The sequence below is a fragment of the Streptomyces sp. NPDC022552 genome (assembly GCF_055561875.1).
In genome coordinates, this window is the sequence record NZ_JBVHGJ010000016.1 from 22,132 (window position 1) to 36,109 (window position 13,978).

Genomic DNA, 13,978 nt, shown 5'->3' on the forward strand with positions numbered 1-13,978 from the left:
GACGCTCCTCGTTGTCGGGAAGGTACTCGTACGCGTAGCTCAGCTCTGGCTACGCTCTCCTGTTGCGCCTGCCTGCCGCCACGACGACGCCGACGATCACGGCGACGATGACGACGGCACCCGCGGCGATGCCCCAGAGCGGGAACCCGCCCTCATCGGGCCGGGCCGCCGACTCAGGCTTCTTCGGATCCTGGGTCGGCCCGTTGGTGCCGCTTGCCCCCGTGCTGTCAGGAGAGGGGGAAGTCTGAGGTGCGGGCGACTGCGACTGCTGCTGTCTCTGCGCGGCGAGCAGCGGATTGACGTCCGGGTCGCCCGGGTTGCCCTTGCCCTCCAAGAGGATCTGGGCGGGACGGACCGAGCCGTAGCCGATGTACTTGTCCGGGACGGCACCGACGTGCCCCGCGGTCTCCATCATGACGCGGAGAACCTGGTTGGCGGTCCAGTCGGGGTGCGCGGACCAGATGAGGGCGGCGGTGCCGGAGGCGATGGCGGTGGCTTGGCTGGTGCCCTCATGGGCGCAGTACCGCGCCTTGTTGGCGGTGCAGAGCCCGGGAATTTCGACGCCCGGGGCGGCGAGGGCGAGGTGGGAGCCGTAGCTGGAGAACTCGGCAACCTTGCCCTTCGTGTCCAGAGCGCCGACAGCTACCACGCCGGGGATGGACGAAGGGTAGTCCTGATAGGTCTCGGACCCAGTGTTTCCCGATGCCGCAAAGACCAGGGTGCCCTTCCCGAGGGCGTAGTTCACGGCCTCCTGCCACTCCGGAGCCTCGGATTCGTCGGCTCCGCCGCCCATGGAGATGCTGATGACGCGTGCGCCATTGTCTACTGCATAGCGAATGGCCTTTGTCGCTTGCTTCGCGAGACCGAAGGTGGCGCCCTCTCCCACCTTCACCGGCAGGACCTTGGCATCGGGTGCAATCCCCTTCACACCGCCATTGACCCCGCTGCCCGCAATGGCGATGGCCATGTTGGTGCCGTGGCGTTCAGTGTCCGTACGGCCATCGCCCCCACCGGCGTCGTAGAAGTTCGCGCCGGCCAGGACCCGCCCGCGGAGTTCCGACACCGTCGAATCAACCCCGGTGTCGAGCACAGCGACGGTCATTCCCTTGCCCGTGGCGACCTTCCACAGTTCGTCGGCCTTCATCGCGTCCAGGTACCACTGACGCCCGCGCATGTCTTCCGCCTGCGCGGCCGGCGCCGCGACGGTCCACATCGCGACGACGGCGGTCATGGCGCTCAGCAGACCGATCGCACGGCTGCGACAGGCACGAGCAAGCGGAGACATGTGCGAAGGACTCCTAGTCGATGACGGGCGGGACGATCTGACGCTGGCCGGAAGCCCACGTCTCCTCGTCCTCGGTCAGATAGTCAGGGCGGGAACGATTCGTACGGCGCTCGTCCTCGCCCCGCTCGGTCGAGGCCGGACGGACCAGACCCGTACCGCCAGGGGTGAACGCCCGCCCGGCGGACCCGGTGGGATTTCCTACGGTTCCGCCCGGCTGCATGGCCAGCCGTCGGCCAGCCGCACCGCCCGTGTTACCGCCCGGCGCACCGTGCATGCCGGCGCCAGGTCCATGCATGCCTGCCCCGCCGCGACCGTACTGGCCAGCGCGTTCCTCGCCGATCACTGGGCCCATGGGAAGCCGCGGCCCTTGACCGGGCAGGCCGGTGCGACCGGGCACCTGACGGCCGCCGGTGATGCCTTCCGCGCGAGGCGGTGTCCCGAGAGGGCTGGGGCCCTTCAGGCCGCCGGTCGCAGGGCCCGGGAGCCCTGGGTTCGCGCGAGGCAGACCGGTCGTCGGCTGAGGGCCGACCGGCGGAGCGAGGGGCGGCAACGGAGGAGTCGGCGGGCCGACCGTCGTGACCGGCGGCGTAGTGGGCGGCTGCGTAGGAGTGCGGGGCGGAGCGTCCGGCGTGATGGTCACGGAGTCGAGGTTCGTGTTCACCTCCGACTCCGGCGGCCTCGCGGCCGTCGGGGGCAGCGTCACGTCAGGAGTCGGGCGGCTCGGTGTCGCCGCATCGGGGGTACGGGAAGACGAGGACTCGCCATAGGTCGAGCCTGCACTGGAGGAAGTGGCGTAGGTGCTGGCACTACTGCCGCTTCCCGTTCCGTACTCGCGCTCGTTCGAGCCGCGGATCGCCGTGATCGGCTTGAACTCCGGCTCCCGCTCCGCCCCCATCCGGTTCCGCGTGGCGTCGTAATACGACGACAGACGCTCCAGCTGGTGGATCGCCTCCTGGAGCTTCGGGCCCGTCTCCGACTCGATGCGGGCCTTCTCCTTCTCCGGGTCCGCGAAGCACATGCCCGCCGGCTTCGGCACCGCCGCCTTCGCCTCCGACAGGGCCTGGCCCGCGCGCTGCATCTCGTCGGCGACGACCTTGGTGAAGTCGCCCAGGACCAGGGTCTCGGAGACCATGCCCGCGCCCCAGGTGCGGAAGGAGTTGCCTCCCTCGCCCTCCCACTGGACGCGGCTGATGTACAGACGGAGGTCGGCGGCGATCTCGAGGATCTTCGGCACCGCCGACGCCAGCGCCGTGCCGGTGGTGGTGATTTCCTCCGGCTTGGCCGACGCGATCATCGCGTACAGGGCGTCCAGGGACTTCCCCTCGAACTCTCCTGCCATGTTCTTGCCACTCCCCCGTTAGCTGAATCCGCCGGAATCGCCGGTGCCGTCCGTGTCCTTGGTGGGCTGCTCGGGCTTGTCCTTGCCGCCGCCGGCTCCCTGGCCGCCTTCGCCGTGGCGCTCGCGGTACTCCTGCTGCGTGCGCTTCTGGATCGCCGCGTACCGCTCGCGCTCTTCCTCGTCCACGCCCGTGTAGCCCTTGTCGGCGATCGTGGCCGCCAGGCCCATGCCCTCGATCGTCTCGCCGAACGTCCTCGTCAGTTCTTCGAGCCGCGTACGTACCTTTTCGTACGCGCTGTGAAGTTCCGTCGCGGCGGCGAAGCCCGTGCCGTACGACGCGGCCGTGACCTTCTGTTCGCCGATCTTCGTGTGCTCGGCGGGCGAGCCCTTCAGTTCCTCGACGAGCTTCTGCATGCGCGAGTAGAAGCTCTGGAGAGTCACTTCTCCGACTTCAAGCCCCTGCTTGCCACCCCCGGCCGGCTCTCCCACCTCAGTGCCCCCTCGTCAGGCTCTCGAACTCGCACACCACTCTAGCCATTTGGTACGACAGTTCCAATTGCAAAGTCACATCCCCCTCTGGCGGCGCCGGCTGTCGCGGATCACCGTGGCCGCGCCCACGACCACGGCCACCAGGACACCTCCCACGCCGAGGGCGTACGTGCCGATGCGTTCGGCGCGTTCCTGGGAGGTCTCCGTCAATGCCAGGTGCGCGGGTTCCGGCGCCGGTGGCTTGGGCGGGGCCGGGTCGGGGGTGGGTTCCGTCGGGGCCGGTTCCGGGGCGTCGGAGAGGGCCCGGACCGGGTCCACCACGCCCCAGCCCACGTGGTTGTCGCGGCCGTTGACGGATCGTACCGCCGTCTGTTCGATGCGGGCGACGATCTGCGCCGGGCTCCACTTGGGATGTTTGGCCCGCAGGAGCGCGGCGACGCCGGAGACGTACGGTGCCGAGAAGCTGGTGCCGTTGTCCACGCACTGCCCCCCGCCCGGGACGGTCGAGACCATGTCCACGCCAGGCGCCGCGACGCCCACGAACGTGCCCGACTGGGAGAACTCCGCCCGTTCGTTGTTGCGATCGGAGGAGGCCACGGCGAGGACGCCGGGGAAAGCCGCCGGATAGGTGTTCTTGAGCTTGCCGTCCATGCCGTCGTTGCCTGCCGAGGCGACCACGACGATGTCCTTCTCCAGTGCGCGGGCCACCGCCTTGCCCATCGCCGAGTCCTCGCTGAGCGCCTGCGTCGTGTCCTGCGAGATGTTGATGACGTGCGCGCCCTTGGCGACGGCGTGGTCGATCGCCTGCGCCATCGTGTCGGACTTGCCGCTGTTCTTCTCGTCGTTCTGGCGGATCGGGATGATCGTCGCCTCGGGGGCCAGCCCGACGAAGCCGGTGCCGGAGCGAGGGCGGGCGGCGATGATGCCGGCGACCTTGGTGCCGTGACCGACCTCGTCGACGGTGCCGTCGGTCTTGCCGCGCTGCTCGTCTCCGGGGCCCGGGTTCTTCTTGTCGGGCTTCAGGTAGTCCTTCCCCGCCTTGGCGTCCACCGCCGTCTTCAGCTGGGGGTTGACGTCGTCGACGCCCGTGTCGATGACGGCGACGCGGATGCCCTTGCCCTTGGTGTCCTGCCAGAGTTCGTCGAGCAGGACCCGCTGGAGCGACCAGGGAATGCCCTCGATCTGCTTCTTCATCGGGAACGTGCACTCGCCGCTGCCGTCGAGAAGAAGGTCGTGCGGCGCCGCGACCGCGGGCGGCGCGGCGAGGATCCCCGTGAGGGCCGTGGCGGTGAGCAGGGCCGCCGTTCGGTACGTCACCACTGCCGCTCCTCACGAACCCTGCGGCTGACGCGCGCTGTTGGTGTCGAGCCTCGGTCCCTTGGAGAGGAACTCCGACCAGGCCATCGGTACGGGGAGCGGGGTGACCTTCTCGTAGCCGAGACGCGTCTGCGCCTCGCTCGGTTCCGGGCGGCCGTCGGTCTGCTTGTCGGCCTGGTCCCCGGTGCCGATGTCGGACCGTGCCGCGTCGCTGTCGCCGTTGGCCTGCACCGCGTACCGCAGACCGGTGTCGGTGACGAGGAAGAGCGAACCGTCGGCCTTGGTCTGGTTGCCCTGGATCTGGGTGTAGAGCAGGCCGCTGCCCGGGGTCACATACGTGCTGGTGCCGCCGGCGGTGATCTCGGCCGGGTACCGCTTGCCCGCCCACGTGGTCAGCGTCGTACGACCCTTGTCGTCGACCTGGTTGAGCACACTGCAGAGGGTGTCCCGGGCGCCGGCCCCGGTCACCGTGTTGACCTGCTCGGACTTGCGGGTCGGCCATCGATACTGCGAACCGAACGAGGTGGAGTCCGGGGTGAAGGAGGCGGCGTCGACCGTGGTCGCCCTGCCGTCCATGTCGAGGGCGTCGGTCTGCGGCGAGTTGATGAGGAGCCATGCCGTGAACTCCGAGACCGGCTGGACCTTTCCGGGCAGGACCACGTAGTGCTGCGGCCCGGAACCCGTCTGACCCAGCAGCACCATGCCGACCCGGCCCTCGGTCTGGCTGAGGTTCCCGCCGTCGATGCCGGCCGGATCGCCGACCTTGCCGGGGATCTGCGGGAACTCGACGGGGCTCCCGGTGTGCAGGGTGGCCAGCCAGTCGTCCGTGACCTGCTGGGGCTCCTTGTTGAGGCCGACGAGCGCCATGGTGAGCCCCGCGGACTCGGCGGGGTCGCCCGGCACCAGGTACTTCGTACCCCGGTGGTCGACGAGGTAGCGAGCCTTGCCCTTCTGCCCCTGGACGTACATGATCTGCCCGTCCTTGAGCTTCCCACTGCCCTCGGTGCGCTTGAAGTCCCGCTGGGCGAAGACGAACGTGGCCTTCTGGACGCTGGCCCCCTTGCCCCCTCCCGGCTGTTCGCACACGGCCCAGCGCTTGGCCGCGCCTGCCTCGTTCGCGTTCGGGAGGCGGTCGGGGGCGTACGGGATGCCGAGGATCGGACCGCGCGGAGGGTTGCCCCCGTCGAGGAGCTTGTCGTCGACCTGGATGACCGAGAACTGCTGCGGCGTGAGCAGGAGCCGGGCCGAGGCGAGGTTGAGGACGGGATGGAGAAGGGTCTTCCTGTCCTTGCCCTTGCCGGTGCTGAGCACCACGTACCGGGTCGTCGACTGCTTGCCGACGATCACCTTGGTCCCGGGCTTGTCCCAACCCTTGGGGGCCTGGGGGCTGAACATGCCCCAGGCGCCGAATCCGGCGAGCACCAGGGCGCCCACGATCATGCCGGGGAGTACCGCGCGCAGCGGCCTCGGAGCCCCCTCCTCGGTACCCGAGGGCGAAGGTTGGAGGAATGCGGCCACCGTGCGCTTCTTCGCAAAGGTGTACGCATTGAGCTCATCCCGCCGTGATGCCATGAGTCCCCATTTTCGTCAGGCGCAGTCTTCACCGACGAGTCCGGGGGGCATGGCACCCGGGCTCCGGCTGTCGGACCGGCCCCCTACTATGCCTGCTGTCCGGCGGCGCTTGCGGGGCGGGTAGGGTGAACCGGCCGCCAAAGCCCTGGCAGGCCAGGGGTGATCGGGACGAATTGGGGGGATTCTCCATGATGGCATCCGCGACGCGGACGCGGCACGCGGCGGCCGCACCCTCATCCGCGCCCCGGGGGCACTCCCAGGCCGGAGCACCCTCGGCCGTCTCCCCTCGACTTCAGGCACGTCCGGGACACTTCGGATCGTTCCGATTGCAACAGCTCGTACTGATCGAAATCGCGGCGGCGCTGCTGCTCGTGGCGTGGGTCATCGAGCCGTTGCTGCTGGTGCCCGCCGGCGCCCTGTCGACGCTGCTCGTCCTGCTCGCGGTGGTGCGCCGGCACAGCCGCTCGATGCCGGAGTGGCTCGCCACCTACCTGGCCCTGCGTACGCGTACGCGCCGGGCCGCCTCGCTCGTGGTCCCGGAGAGCACGGAGCCCGGTCTCGCGCCGGTCGTGGAATGCGATCCGGCGCTCCGCACCTACGTGTACAGCGACAGGGACCGCAGGCCCGTGGGAATGGTCGGCGACGGTACGTTCCTCACCGCGCTGGTGCGCGTCGACTCGGAGGCCACGGCGCTGCGTCCGGACCGCGCCGCGCGGCCGCTGCCCGTCGCGCTCGTCCGGGAGGTCCTGGACGTGGACGGGATCAAGCTGGAGTCCGCGCAGATCGTGCAGCACACGCAACCGGCGCCCGCGCCGCATCTGCCGGAGCAGTCGATGGCCAAGCGGAACTACGCGCCGCTGCAGGCGCAGACGGGTTCACCGGCGCTGCGGATCACCTGGGTGGCGCTGAAGCTGGACCCGGAGCTGTGCCCAGAGGCGGTCGCCGCCCGCGGCGGCGGACTCAAGGGTGCCCAGAAGTGTGTGGTGCGCGCCGCGGACCAGTTGGCGAGCCGGCTGGCCGGCGCCGGGTTCAAGGCGACGGTGCTCACCGAGCAGGAGCTGATCGCCGCCCTGGCGACGTCCACGTGCGCGAGTCCGATGGCCATCGCTCAGGCTGGACGGGGCCGGGCGCAGGCGCGGCGGACCCAGGAGACCCCGCGGACCTGGCGGGTCGACGACCGGCGTCATACGACGTACTGGGTGGGACGCTGGCCGCAGCTGGGCAGCCCGGGTGGCGCGGGTGCGTCCATGCCGCAGTTGATCGCGCTGCTGACCTCGCTGCCGGCGCTCGCGACGACGTTCAGTCTGACGCTCAGCGGCGGTGACCGTCAGGAGGTGACGGTGGCAGGCCACGTGCGGATCACCGGCCGCAGCGACGAGGAGCTCGTGACCGCGCGGCGCGAACTGGAGCGTGCGGCACGTGGGGTGAAGACGGGTCTGGTGCGGCTCGACCGCGAGCAGGTGCCCGCCATGCTGGCCTCGCTGCCGCTCGGAGGTGCTCGCTGATGTCCTTCTCCCCTTCACCTTCTTCCTCGCCCTCTTCCCAGCCGTCTCCCGGCAACCGGGGTACCGATGGCGCCCGTTCCGGTGCGGGCAGGCGCGGCGGTTCCGGACGCGGTACGGGGCGGAGCGCGCGGCCCCGATTCGGCTTCGGGCTCGTCGGCCCGCGCCGCGACCGGCACGCGGTACCGCTGGAGCAGCTCGGCGCACTCGGCCTTCCGGTCGGCGACGACGGCATGGTCATCGGCGTCGACGCCGAGGGGCGGCCCGCCGTGCTCGGCATCAACCGCCCCACTCCGTACGAGGTGACGTTGATCGGCGGTCTGTGGACGGCGCAGGTGCTGGCGCTGCGCGCGGCCGCGACCGGAGCCCGCGTGGCCGTGGAGACCGGCCGGGCACAGGCATGGACCGGGCTCGCCCAGGCCGCGGGCGGTGGCCAGCCGTGCATCACGCTGCACGATGTCGGCCGGGTCCCGCCGCAGGGCGCTTCGGCGGTCAGCCCCGTGGTCGTGGTGCGGGACTGCGGGATGCGTCCGCCGCGCGGCCGGGTCGTGTCCGGCCCCTGGCAGTCGGTGGTGACGCTGCTGCCGTACCTGAGCCCGGTGGCTCCGCGTCTCCTGGAGAAGTCCTCGCTGGTCGGCGTCCAGCGGGTCTCGCCGGACGAAGCCGCGCAGATCGGCCGGATCATGGGGCTGCCCCGTGCGGAGTCCGAGGCGCTGTCGACGCTCGCCGACGGTGTGAGCCTCTGGTGCACACCGAGCGACCGGCAGTTCGTGATGACGCAGGCGACAGACACCGAGACCGGATTGTTGGGCAACGCCCGCCGGATGGACTGACGGCTCGACGACTTCCCATCCCGTCCTTTTTTGTGCGCATTTGAACCTCCGTGTGATCACCTGGGGGTTCACTCTGCGGTGCCGGTAGGTCACTTGGGGGCGAGACGTGATCTACGGGACAGATGCGGGCGGGCAGTCGGGCCTGCCCCCCACACACGGTTGGCGTTTAGGGTGGGTAGGGCCCGCCCACGACAGCACAAGGGTGCGCGACCACACCAGGAGGCAAAGTGAACGGCGATCGGGACGGGATCCACGGGGGTTGGAATCCACCCGCCGATGATCAGTCCGACGCGGATCCCGCCGAGATGACGGGTGAGTTCACCATCGACTACACCCCTCCGGCCTGGTACACGCAGAACGCGTCGGGATCAGCCGGTACGGGGGCCACCGAGGGTGCGATGCCACCGCCGTCGGGCGCGCCCCTCGGCGTCCCGGGGCTTCCGGCGAACAGCGGCTTCGAGCCCAACTGGGCGCCTCAGGCGCAGGTACCGCCGGGTCAGGCCCCGGCTCAGGTCCCGACTCAGGCCCCGACTCCGGCTCCGGGCGCGCCCGTCGAGCCTGCCGCGCCCGTTCCGGCACCGGTCGTGCCCGCGCCTGCCTCGCCGGTCGTGCCCGCGCCCGCCGCACCGGTCGTGCCCGCGCCTGCCTCGCCGGTCGTGGCCGCCGACAGCGGGTCGTTCGGCAACGGTGATCTGGAGAGCGGCGCCACCATGCGCTTCTCCCCCGCCGCGCTGAAGCGCGAGATGGCGGAGATCTCCGAGCGCGCGGCGGCAGCCGCGGCCGAGAACGCACGCACCGAGGAGACCGGCGCGAATTCCGCCGCCGGTGCGGCGACGGACGGCGCGGCGGGTCCGCGTACCGATGCGCCGACGGACGCCGCCGGCGCGGGCGAGCCGCCCGCGTTCGACACCCACGGCGCTCCCGTCACAGCGCCGGCCGATTCCGGGAGCGGCTCCACGGAGACCACCGGCCCCGAAGAGGGCGGCGTTACCGGGCCGACGCAGAAGGACGCGTCGGCTGCCGCAGGGACGCCCGCGGGCGAGCCTTCGTCGGCGGACGCCGCGAGCGGGCCGGAGCAGGGTCGTCCGGCGGAGGCCGTCGCGGAGACGGCACCGGAGGCCGACCAGGCGCCCGGCGCCCCGGCCCTGTCCGACGAGTCCCCCGACCCGGACGCGTTTGTGCTGCCGGCCGCCGATGCTCCGCAGGCCGCCCCCGCCCCGCCCGGGCAAACCGAGCAGCCGGAGCCGCAGGACGCAGTCCCGGCGGCGTTGCCGCCTGCCGTGGTGCCGCCCGCCGTGCCGACGGCGCCCGCGCCGCAGGACGGGACCGGACTGCCTCCGCTGCCGCCGTCGTTCCAGCCCGCGGCTCCCACGCCCGCGCAGCAGTGGCCTGCCCCGGCGCCCACCGGCGCCCCGGCGGCTCCCGTACCGCCGCAGGGCGGGTACGACTTCCCGCAGCCCGGACAGCCGCAGCCCCAGGCTCCGCAGGCACCCGCGCCCGAGGCACCCCAGGCACCCCAGGCCCCCGCGCCGCAGGGCGGGTACGACTTCCCGCAGCCGGGGCAGCCGCAGGCACCCCAGACCCCCGCCCCCCAGGGTGGGTACGGCTTCCCGCAGCCCGGCCAGCACCAGCCCGCCCCCGTGCCCCAGCAGGCACAGGGCGGGTACGGCTTCCCGCAGCCCAGCCAGCCCCAGGCTCCTCAGGCACCCGCGCCCGAGGCACCCCAGGCACCCCAGACCCCCGCCCCCCAGGGTGGGTACGGCTTCCCGCAGCCCGGCCAGCCCCAGCCCGCCCCCGTGCCCCAACAGGCGCAAGGCGGGTACGGCTTCCCCCAGCCCAGCCAGCCCCAGGCTCCTCAGGCACCCGCGCCCGAGGCACCCCAGGCCGCCGCGCCGCAGGGTGGGTACGGCTTCCCGCAGCCCGGCCAGCCCCAGCCCGCCCCCGTGCCCCAGCAGGCACAGGGCGGGTACGGCTTCCCGCAGCCCAGCCAGCCCCAGGCTCCGCAGGCACCCGCGCCCGAGGCACCCCAGGCACCCCAAGCGCCCGCGCCGCAGGGTGGGTACGGGTTCCCGCAGCCCGGACAGCCTCAGCCCGACGCGCAGGTTCCGCCGCAGGCGCCCGTCGATCCGCGGACCGGTGCCGCCTGGCCCACCCCCGTCACGCACGACCAGCGTGAGCGGTCCGTGCCAGGTGCCCCGCTCGGGTACACCGCCGCCGTCGAGCTCTCCTCCGACCGCCTGCTGCGCAACAACAAGCAGAAGGCCAAGTCCAGCCGGAACCCGGCCGCCTCCGCCCGCTTCAAGATCGGCGGCAAGAAGGAGGAGGCCGAGCGGCAGCGCAAGCTCGACCTCATCCGTACGCCGGTCCTCTCCTGCTACCGGATCGCGGTCATCTCCCTCAAGGGCGGTGTCGGCAAGACCACGACGACCACCGCGCTCGGCGCGACCCTGGCCACCGAGCGGCAGGACAAGATCCTCGCCATCGACGCCAACCCGGACGCCGGCACGCTCGGCCGCCGCGTACGGCGCGAGACCGGGGCCACCATCCGTGACCTCGTGCAGGCGATCCCTTACCTCCACTCGTACATGGACATCCGCCGCTTCACCTCGCAGGCGCCCTCCGGTCTGGAGATCATCGCCAACGACGTGGACCCGGCCGTCTCGACGACGTTCAACGACGAGGACTACCGGCGGGCGATCGACGTCCTGGGCAAGCAGTACCCGGTCATCCTCACCGACTCCGGTACGGGTCTGCTCTACAGCGCGATGCGCGGTGTGCTGGACCTCGCCGACCAGCTGATCATCATCTCCACCCCGTCCGTCGACGGTGCCTCCAGCGCCTCGACGACGCTCGACTGGCTCTCCGCGCACGGATACGCGGATCTGGTGCAGCGCTCCATCACGGTCATCTCCGGAGTGCGCGAGACCGGCAAGATGATTAAGGTCGACGACATCGTGCAGCACTTCCAGACCCGCTGCCGCGGGGTGATCGTGGTGCCGTTCGACGAGCACCTGTCGGCGGGCGCCGAGGTCGATCTCGACATGATGCGGCCGAAGACGCGTGAGGCGTACTTCAACCTGTCGGCGATGGTCGCCGAGGACTTCTCCCGTGCGCAGCAGGCGCAGGGGCTGTGGACGGGTGACGGCCAGGGCGCCCTGCCGCCGAACGTGGCCCCGCCGATGCCGGGCCAGCAGCAGATGCCGGGGCAGCAGCCGATGCCGGGACAGCCCATGCCCGGTCAGGCCGCCCCCGGTCAGCCGTATGCGCCTCAGCCCGGTCAGCCGTACGCCCCGCAGCCCCCGCAGCCGGGTCAGCCGTACGCGCCCCAGCCGTACCCGCAGCAGCAGGCCCAGCCGTACCCGCAGGCCCTGCCGCAGCCCTACCCGCAGCAGCCCTACGCGCCTCAGCCCGGACAGCCGGGGCAGCCGTCTCCGTACGGCCAGCCCGGTCAGCCCGGCTCGCCCCAGGGCTGGGAGCAGCCCCCCGCGCAGCCCGCACCCCCGCAGGCGCAAGCGGATCCGAACGCTCCCGTACCCCCCGCCGGGTGGCCGCAGCAGGCCCCGCAGACGCCCCCGCAGGCTCCGCCAGCCCCTCAGCAGTAAGGCGTCACAGGAGTAGACCAATGAGGCCCCGCACCGGCTCCCCGGTGCGGGGCCTTCCTGTATTCCCGCAGCCCACAAGGGGTTTGAGTCATCGTTGACGACGCTCGTCCACCGCTGATAAACCTTCGCTTCACCAGTTGGCGCCCAAGATCCACGACGCGAGGTACGTCCTATGGTCATGGTCACGAAGGTCCCGCCCCGCCCCGCCACCCCCCGAAGACTGCCCCGGCTGCTCCTTGCCGCGGGCGTCGCCGCCACCACGCTCATGGCCGTCCCCCAGGTCACGGCCCAGGCCGCTCCGGCCGCCGAAGGCGACGCGAAGAGCGGTGGCACCACCCTCACCGTCGCCGTCTCGCAGAGCGTCGACTCCCTGAGCCCGTTCCTCGCCCAGAAGCTCGTCTCGACCAGCATCCACCGTTTGGCGTACGAGTACCTGACCAATTACGACGCCGACGACGCTCGGGCGATTCCGGGTCTGGCGACGGCGTGGACGCCCTCGCCGGACAAGCTCACCTGGACGTACACGATCCGCGAGGATTCGAAGTGGTCCGACGGGAAGCCGGCCACCGCAGAGGACGCCGCCTGGACCTTCAACAAGATGATGACGGACCCGAACGCCGCCACCGCGAACGGCAGCTTCACGTCCAACTTCAAGAAGGTCACCGCGCCCGACCCGCGGACCCTCGTCATCGAGCTGAAGAAGCCGCAGGCCACGATGACGGCGCTCGACGTGCCGATCGTGCCCAAGCACGTCTGGGAGAAGGTCGGCGACTTCTCGAAGTTCAACAACGACCAGCAGTTCCCGATCGTCGGCAACGGGCCGTTCGTCATCACGGACTTCAAGGTCGACCAGTACATCAAGATGAAGCCGAACAAGGGCTTCTGGCGGGGCGCACCCAAGTTCGACGAGCTGGTGTTCAAGTACTACAAGGACGGTGACGCCGCCGTCGCCGCGCTGCAGAAGGGCGAGGTGTCCTTCGTCTCGAACCTGACACCCGCTCAGGCCGACGCGCTGAAGTCCACCAAGAACATCAAGGTCAACGACGCTCCCGGCCGGCGCTTCTTCGCCCTGGCCACCAACCCGGGCGCCCGCTCCAAGGACGGCAAGACCTTCGGCAACGGCCACCCGGCGCTCCTCGACCCGGCGGTCCGCAAGGCGCTCTTCCTCGCCGTCGACCGGACCACGATCGTCGACAAGGTCTTCCAGGGCCACGCCGTCGAGGGCGAGGGCTACATCCCGCCGCGCTTCGGCGCGTACTTCTGGAAGCCGAGTGCCGAGCAGAAGCTCGCCTACGACCCGGCCAAGGCCGCGCTCCTCCTCGACCAGGCCGGATACAAGAAGAACGGCGAGGGCAAGCGGGTCGGCAAGAACGGCAGGCCGCTCGACTTCCGGATCCTCTGTCACGCCACCGACCCGAACGACAAGGCGGTCGGGAAGTACCTCCAGGAGTGGTGGGGCGAGCTCGGCATCGGGCTGAAGGTCGAGTGCCTCGACAACGTCGGCGACCCGTGGACCAAGGGCGACTACGACCTCGCGTTCGACGGCTGGTCGGTCAACCCGGACCCCGACTACGTCCTGTCGATCCACACCTGCGGCACGCTGCCCGCGACCCCGAAGGACACCGGCGCCACCGACAACTTCATCTGCGACAAGCAGTTCGACACGCTCTACGCGCAGCAGTCGGCGGAGTACGACGCCGCCAAGCGGGCGGATCTCGTCAAGCAGATGCAGTCGAGACTGTACGACACCGGGTACATGAACATCATGGCCTACCCGAACGCCCTGGAGGCGTACCGCTCGGACCAGATCAAGTCCATCACGACCATGCCGGCGGCCGCCGGCAACCTCTGGGGTCAGGACGGCTACTGGAGCTGGTGGTCGGCCGTGCCGACCCCGGCCTCCACCGCCGCCGGATCGGAGAGCGAGTCGTCCGACGGTGCCGTCCTCGCCATCGGCGCGGCCGTGGTCGTCGTGGTCGGTCTCGGCGTCTTCCTCGGCATGCGGCGGCGCTCCACCGCCGACGACCGCGAGTAGACGA

General features: G+C 71.0%; 9 protein-coding genes. 4 read left to right on the plus strand and 5 right to left on the minus strand.

Features of this window, described 5'->3' with window-relative positions; all coding sequences use genetic code 11:
- Window positions 1–49 precede the first annotated feature (49 nt).
- The 5 genes from ACZ3OF_RS30795 to eccB form a co-directional block, all read right to left on the minus strand.
- Complete coding sequence (locus tag ACZ3OF_RS30795; RefSeq protein ID WP_361681237.1) at window positions 50–1,231, minus strand: S8 family peptidase; 1,182 nt, start codon at window positions 1,229–1,231, stop codon at window positions 50–52.
- A gap of 67 nt (window positions 1,232–1,298) precedes the next feature.
- Window positions 1,299–2,624, minus strand: coding sequence for a hypothetical protein (locus tag ACZ3OF_RS30800; protein ID WP_361681240.1), 1,326 nt, complete (start codon window positions 2,622–2,624; stop codon window positions 1,299–1,301).
- A gap of 18 nt (window positions 2,625–2,642) precedes the next feature.
- Window positions 2,643–3,065 carry a hypothetical protein gene (locus ACZ3OF_RS30805; protein WP_361681243.1) on the minus strand — a complete coding sequence of 141 codons (423 nt, stop codon included), beginning with the start codon at window positions 3,063–3,065 and terminating at the stop codon, window positions 2,643–2,645.
- Between the two features lie 123 nt (window positions 3,066–3,188).
- Window positions 3,189–4,430 carry a type VII secretion-associated serine protease mycosin gene (gene mycP, locus ACZ3OF_RS30810; RefSeq protein WP_467308045.1) on the minus strand — a complete coding sequence of 414 codons (1,242 nt, stop codon included), beginning with the start codon at window positions 4,428–4,430 and terminating at the stop codon, window positions 3,189–3,191.
- A 12-nt stretch (window positions 4,431–4,442) separates the two neighbouring features.
- A complete protein-coding gene (gene eccB / locus ACZ3OF_RS30815) occupies window positions 4,443–6,002 on the minus strand; it encodes a type VII secretion protein EccB (RefSeq protein WP_467308047.1) in 1,560 nt (519 codons plus the stop codon).
- A gap of 191 nt (window positions 6,003–6,193) precedes the next feature.
- Here eccB and eccE point away from each other — a divergent pair, with 191 nt between their 5' ends.
- The 4 genes from eccE to ACZ3OF_RS30835 all read left to right on the plus strand — a co-directional run bounded on the left by eccE (window position 6,194) and on the right by ACZ3OF_RS30835 (window position 13,974).
- The gene (eccE, locus tag ACZ3OF_RS30820) at window positions 6,194–7,507 is read left to right on the plus strand and encodes a type VII secretion protein EccE (RefSeq protein ID WP_467308196.1); all 1,314 of its coding nucleotides are present in this window, start codon (window positions 6,194–6,196) and stop codon (window positions 7,505–7,507) included.
- Window positions 7,507–8,337 carry a hypothetical protein gene (locus ACZ3OF_RS30825; protein WP_361681251.1) on the plus strand — a complete coding sequence of 277 codons (831 nt, stop codon included), beginning with the start codon at window positions 7,507–7,509 and terminating at the stop codon, window positions 8,335–8,337. The genes eccE and ACZ3OF_RS30825 overlap by 1 nt, the downstream gene beginning before the upstream one ends.
- A 227-nt stretch (window positions 8,338–8,564) precedes the next feature.
- Window positions 8,565–11,939, plus strand: coding sequence for an SCO5717 family growth-regulating ATPase (locus tag ACZ3OF_RS30830; RefSeq protein ID WP_467308048.1), 3,375 nt, complete (start codon window positions 8,565–8,567; stop codon window positions 11,937–11,939).
- Between the two features lie 178 nt (window positions 11,940–12,117).
- Window positions 12,118–13,974, plus strand: coding sequence for an ABC transporter substrate-binding protein (locus tag ACZ3OF_RS30835; protein WP_467308050.1), 1,857 nt, complete (start codon window positions 12,118–12,120; stop codon window positions 13,972–13,974).
- Window positions 13,975–13,978 lie beyond the last annotated feature (4 nt).

What these genes read in the sequence shown, in the direction of transcription:
- ACZ3OF_RS30795 (WP_361681237.1), bottom strand. Translation starts at nt 1,231, where the DNA reads ATGACCGCCGTCGTCGCGATGTGGACCGTCGCGGCGCCGGCCGCGCAG.
- ACZ3OF_RS30800 (WP_361681240.1), bottom strand. Translation starts at nt 2,624, where the DNA reads ATGGCAGGAGAGTTCGAGGGGAAGTCCCTGGACGCCCTGTACGCGATG.
- eccB (WP_467308047.1), bottom strand. Translation starts at nt 6,002, where the DNA reads ATGGCATCACGGCGGGATGAGCTCAATGCGTACACCTTTGCGAAGAAG.
- eccE (WP_467308196.1), top strand. Translation starts at nt 6,194, where the DNA reads ATGGCATCCGCGACGCGGACGCGGCACGCGGCGGCCGCACCCTCATCC.
- ACZ3OF_RS30825 (WP_361681251.1), top strand. Translation starts at nt 7,507, where the DNA reads ATGTCCTTCTCCCCTTCACCTTCTTCCTCGCCCTCTTCCCAGCCGTCT.
- ACZ3OF_RS30835 (WP_467308050.1), top strand. Translation starts at nt 12,118, where the DNA reads ATGGTCACGAAGGTCCCGCCCCGCCCCGCCACCCCCCGAAGACTGCCC.